General features: G+C 52.1%; 1 rRNA gene. It reads left to right on the plus strand.

What is annotated here, in order from left to right:
• Positions 1–2614 (plus strand): 23S ribosomal RNA (locus K6Y31_RS21935); the annotation flags it as partial.
• Between the last annotated feature and the right edge of the window lie 21 nt (positions 2615–2635).

The following is a 2635-nucleotide window of genomic DNA, read 5'->3' on the forward strand; positions in this document are numbered from 1 at the left end:
GGTGTTAGTGGAAGGCTCTGGAAAGTGCCACGATACAGGGTGATAGTCCCGTACACGACAATGCCTTTAAAGTGAAATCGAGTAGGACGGCACACGTGAAATGCTGTTTGAATATGGGGGGACCATCCTCCAAGGCTAAATACTCCTGACTGACCGATAGTGAACCAGTACCGTGAGGGAAAGGCGAAAAGAACCCCTGTGAGGGGAGTGAAATAGAACCTGAAACCGTGTACGTACAAGCAGTGGGAGCGGACTTGTTCCGTGACTGCGTACCTTTTGTATAATGGGTCAGCGACTTAATTTTAGTAGCAAGGTTAACCGCATAGGGGAGCCGTAGGGAAACCGAGTCTTAACTGGGCGCCATAGTTGCTAGGATTAGACCCGAAACCCGGTGATCTAGCCATGGGCAGGTTGAAGGTGCCGTAACAGGTACTGGAGGACCGAACCGACTAATGTTGAAAAATTAGCGGATGACTTGTGGCTGGGGGTGAAAGGCCAATCAAACCGGGAGATAGCTGGTTCTCCTCGAAAGCTATTTAGGTAGCGCCTCGTGTCTCACCATTGGGGGTAGAGCACTGTTTCGGCTAGGGGGTCATCCCGACTTACCAACCCGATGCAAACTCCGAATACCAATGAGTGCAATCACGGGAGACACACGGCGGGTGCTAACGTCCGTCGTGGAAAGGGAAACAACCCAGACCGTCAGCTAAGGTCCCAAAGTACTAGCTAAGTGGGAAACGATGTGGAAAGGCTCAGACAGCCAGGAAGTTGGCTTAGAAGCAGCCATCTTTTAAAGAAAGCGTAATAGCTCACTGGTCGAGTCGGTCTGCGCGGAAGATGTAACGGGGCTAAGCTAGTCACCGAAGCTACGGATGCACACTTGTGTGCATGGTAGAGGAGCGTTCTGTAAGCCGTTGAAGGGAAAGCTGTAAGGCATCCTGGAGGTATCAGAAGTGCGAATGCTGACATGAGTAACGATAATGCGGGTGAAAAACCCGCACGCCGGAAGACCAAGGGTTCCTGTCCAACGTTAATCGGGGCAGGGTGAGTCGACCCCTAAGGCGAGGCCGAAAGGCGTAGTCGATGGGAAACGGGTTAATATTCCCGTACTTGGTGTTATTGCGATGGGGGGACGGAGAAGGCTAGGTGGGCCAGGCGTTGGTTGTCCTGGTTCAAGTGCGTAGGCGGAAGACTTAGGAAAATCCGGGTCTTTATTAACGCTGAGACACGATGTCGAGTCACTAAGGTGATGAAGTCATTGATGCCATACTTCCAGGAAAAGCCTCTAAGCTTCAGATAACATCGAATCGTACCCCAAACCGACACAGGTGGTCGGGTAGAGAATACCAAGGCGCTTGAGAGAACTCGGGTGAAGGAACTAGGCAAAATGGTACCGTAACTTCGGGAGAAGGTACGCCGGTGTTGGTGATGGGACTTGCTCCCTAAGCTGACGCTGGTCGAAGATACCAGGTGGCTGCAACTGTTTATTAAAAACACAGCACTGTGCAAAATCGTAAGATGACGTATACGGTGTGACGCCTGCCCGGTGCCGGAAGGTTAATTGATGGGGTTAGTCTTCGGACGAAGCTCTTGATCGAAGCCCCGGTAAACGGCGGCCGTAACTATAACGGTCCTAAGGTAGCGAAATTCCTTGTCGGGTAAGTTCCGACCTGCACGAATGGCGTAATGATGGCCACGCTGTCTCCACCCGAGACTCAGTGAAGTTGAAATCGCAGTGAAGATGCTGTGTACCCGCGGCTAGACGGAAAGACCCCGTGAACCTTTACTATAGCTTGGCAGTGAACATTGACCCTACATGTGTAGGATAGGTGGGAGACTTAGAAGCGGCGTCGCCAGATGTCGTGGAGTCAACCTTGAAATACCACCCTTGTAGTGTTGATGTTCTAACCATGGGCCCTGAATCGGGTCTTGGGACACTGTCTGGTGGGTAGTTTGACTGGGGCGGTCTCCTCCCAAAGAGTAACGGAGGAGCACGAAGGTTGGCTAAGTACGGTCGGACATCGTACGGTTAGTGTAATGGTATAAGCCAGCTTAACTGCGAGACAGACACGTCGAGCAGGTACGAAAGTAGGTCATAGTGATCCGGTGGTTCTGAATGGAAGGGCCATCGCTCAACGGATAAAAGGTACTCCGGGGATAACAGGCTGATACCGCCCAAGAGTTCATATCGACGGCGGTGTTTGGCACCTCGATGTCGGCTCATCACATCCTGGGGCTGAAGTCGGTCCCAAGGGTATGGCTGTTCGCCATTTAAAGTGGTACGCGAGCTGGGTTTAGAACGTCGTGAGACAGTTCGGTCCCTATCTGCCGTGGGCGTTTGAGAATTGAGATGGGCTGCTCCTAGTACGAGAGGACCGGAGTGGACGAACCACTGGTGTTCGGGTTGTCATGCCAATGGCATTGCCCGGTAGCTAAGTTCGGAATCGATAACCGCTGAAAGCATCTAAGCGGGAAGCGAGCATCAAGATGAGTTCTCACTGACCCCTTGAGGGTCCTAAAGGGCCGTTGGAGACTACAACGTTGATAGGCAGGGTGTGTAAGTGCTGTAAGGCATTGAGCTAACCTGTACTAATGACCCGTGAGGCTTAACCATACAACACCTAAGCGGTGTTGG

This window comes from Motilimonas cestriensis (assembly GCF_021295315.1).
GTDB lineage: Bacteria > Pseudomonadota > Gammaproteobacteria > Enterobacterales > CBDFNC01 > Motilimonas > Motilimonas cestriensis.